This window comes from Streptomyces viridosporus (assembly GCF_002078235.1).
Taxonomy (GTDB): domain Bacteria; phylum Actinomycetota; class Actinomycetes; order Streptomycetales; family Streptomycetaceae; genus Streptomyces; species Streptomyces viridosporus.
On sequence record NZ_MSGP01000222.1, the window covers coordinates 364 to 3,359 of the forward strand.

Annotated in this window: 3 protein-coding genes; 1 reads left to right on the plus strand and 2 read right to left on the minus strand. The window is 72.5% G+C overall.

Going from position 1 to position 2,996, the window contains the following annotated elements:
• Positions 1-412, plus strand: a 412-nt coding sequence (locus tag B7L92_RS42405; RefSeq protein ID WP_255310994.1) for a sensor histidine kinase, incomplete at its 5' end; no start/stop codon positions are given.
• Between the two features lie 234 nt (positions 413-646).
• Here B7L92_RS42405 and B7L92_RS16680 read toward each other — a convergent pair.
• Entirely contained in the window at positions 647-2,086 is a 1,440-nt protein-coding gene (locus B7L92_RS16680) for a GH1 family beta-glucosidase (protein ID WP_081238389.1), read from the minus strand.
• Between the two features lie 108 nt (positions 2,087-2,194).
• A partial coding sequence (locus tag B7L92_RS16685; RefSeq protein WP_081238390.1) for a carbohydrate ABC transporter permease occupies positions 2,195-2,996 on the minus strand: 802 nt, incomplete at its 5' end.

The following is a 2,996-nucleotide window of genomic DNA, read 5'->3' on the forward strand; positions in this document are numbered from 1 at the left end:
CGCCGATCTGGCCGCCGCCCTCGACGCCCTGCTGGGCAACGTCTTCCGGCACACCCCCGAGGGCACCGCCTTCGCGGTCGACGTGCACAACGGCGACGACGCGGTGATCGTGCTCGTCTCCGACGCGGGGCCCGGCATACCCGACCCCGAGGCGGCGATGGCCCGCGGCCGGGGCTCGGGCAGCGACGGCTCGACCGGGCTCGGCCTGGACATCGTGCGCCGGCTCGCGGAGTCGACCGGCGGGGACGTGCGGATCGGCTCGTCGGTGCTCGGCGGGACCGAGGTGCGGATCTGGATCCAGCTCGACGGACGTGAGCGGGCACCCCGGCGGCGCGGGCACCGGGGGACCGTGCGCCGGCGCGGGCCCGGCCGGCTGATCCCGGCCTTCCACCGCTCCCGGTCGCTCCCTTGAACGCGCCCTGCGAACGGGTCCCGAGGGCACCGACGGCCTTCGGATAGGGAATTTCGTCCGACTGTGGACCGCCGGCCTGCTGCCGCACCGCGGGCCACCGCCGACGGGGCGGGCGCGCGCCCCGGCCGGTTCCCCGTCCGGCCGGGGCACCCGCGGGTCCGGTGGCAGGTCCGGACCCCGTACGGGGCGCGACACCCCCCTGTGGCGCCGCGCCCCGCCCCCTCCCGGGGAGGGTCAGAAGCGCTCGGGCTCCGGCAGGGTCCCCGACCCGGCCGCCCGCGCGTACCACAGGGCACTGGACTTCGGGGTCCGCTGCTGGGTCGCGTAGTCCACGTACACCGCGCCGAAGCGCTTGTCGTAGCCGTACGCCCACTCGAAGTTGTCCAGCAGGGACCACAGGAAGTAGCCGCGCACGTCCGCGCCGTCGGCGATGGCCCGGTGGACCGCCGAGAGGTGGCCGTGCAGGTAGGCGACGCGCTCCGGGTCGTGCACCGTGCCGTCGGCGCCGGGCTTGTCGTCGTAGGCCGCGCCGTTCTCGGTGATGTGGAGCGGCAGGCCGGGGGCCTCGCGGGTGTAGCGCATGATCAGCTCGTGCAGCCCCGTCGGGTCGACGGACCAGCCCATCTCGGTCTGCTCGCCCGGCGCCTGGTGGAAGGCGACGTCGTCCGCGGCGGGCCACGGCGAGTGGTCGCTCGCCCCGTGGCCGTCGGCGCGCGGGCCCTTCGCCTCCGGGTCCGCCGCCGACACCAGGGTGGGCGTGTAGTAGTTGAGGCCCAGCGCGTCCAGCGGCTGGTGGATCAGGTCCAGGTCGCCGTCCTGGATGCACGACCAGTCGGTGACCGACGAGGTCGCCTCCAGCAGCGTCTCCGGGTAGGCGCCGTGCAGGACCGGGCCGTGGAAGATGCCGCCGGACAGGTCGTCGATCTTGCGCGCCGCCGCCCGGTCCGCCGGGTCGCCGGGCGAGAGCGGCCGCACCACCGAGGTGTTGAGGCTGAGCGCGACCGAGTTGCGGGCCGGCATCACCGAGCGCAGCGCCTTGGTGCCCAGGCCGTGCGCCAGGTTGAGGTGGTGGGCGGCCCGCAGCGCGGCCGCCGGGTCGGTGCGGCCGGGGGCGTGCACCCCGGAGGCGTAGCCCAGGAAGGCGCTGCACCACGGCTCGTTGAGCGTGATCCAGTTCTCCACCCGGTCGCCGAGCGCCTCGCCGACGATCTGCGCGTACTCGGCGAAGCGGTACGCGGTGTCGCGCTCCGGCCAGCCGCCCGCGTCCTCCAGCTCCTGCGGCAGGTCCCAGTGGTAGAGGGTGACGGAGGGCTGGATGCCGCGCGCCAGCAGCTCGTCCACCAGACGGCGGTAGAAGTCGAGGCCGCGCTGCACGGCGGGGCCGCGGCCGGTGGGCTGCACCCGGGGCCAGGAGACGGAGAAGCGGTAGGCGTTCAGGTTCAGCTCCGCCATCAGCGCCACGTCGTCGCGGTAGCGGTGGTAGTGGTCGACAGCGATGTCACCGGTCTCGCCGCCGGCCGTCTTGCCCGGCGTGTGGCTGAAGGTGTCCCAGATGGAAGGGGTACGTCCGTCCTCCCGCACCGCCCCCTCGATCTGGTACGCGGAGGTCGCGGCGCCCCAGAGGAAGGCGGAAGGAAAGGTCACCGGGGTCGCCGGCGTGGCGGAGTCAGACATGGAAGCGCTCCCATAGGAGGTCGTGGAAGACCGACGGATGACGGAAGGGGGATGAGGGGGGCCGGGACGGCGGTCACCCGGCCCCGAGGGTACGGAGGTGAGCGGGCGTCAGCCCTTGACGGCGCCCTGCATGATGCCGCCCACGATCTGCTTGCCGAAGATCGCGAAGACCAGCAGCAGGGGCAACGTACCCAGCAGCGCACCCGCCATGATCAGGGACTGGTCCGGGGTGTAGCCGCGGCCGAGGGCCGCGACGGCGACCTGCACGGTCGGGTTGCCGTTCTGGGTCAGCACCAGGAACGGCCACAGGAAGTCGTTCCAGGTCTGCACGAACATCAGCATGCCGAGCACGGCCATCGCCGGCCGCGCGGCCGGGAACACCACGTGCCACACCACGCGCCAGCTGCTCGCGCCGTCGACCCGGGCGGCCTCGATGACCTCGTCCGGCAGCGCCTGGAGCAGGTACTGCCGCATGAAGAACACACCGAACGCGCTCACCAGCGACGGGAAGATGACCGCCTGCAGCTGGTCGGTCCAGTCGAGTTTGGCGACCATCATGTACAGCGGGATGATGCTGAGCTGCGGCGGCACCATCATCGTGCCGATGACGATCAGCATCAGCGCGTTGCGGCCCTTGAAGCGCAGCTTGGCGAAGGCGAACCCGGCGATCGTCGACAGCACGACGATGGTCGCCGCCGAGATGCCCGCCACGATGGTGGTGTTGAGGAACGCCTCACCGAGGTTGGCGTCCTTCCAGGCGATCTCCAGGTTCTTGAACAGGTTGGAACCGAACCAGAACGGTGGCGGGGTCTGCGCCAGGCGCTGGTTGTCCCGGGAGGCGGCGATCGCGGTCCACACCAGCGGGAACAGCGACACGAGGGTGAACACGATCAGGATCGCGTACGCGATC

What these genes read in the sequence shown, in the direction of transcription:
- B7L92_RS16680 (WP_081238389.1), bottom strand. Translation starts at nt 2,086, where the DNA reads ATGTCTGACTCCGCCACGCCGGCGACCCCGGTGACCTTTCCTTCCGCC.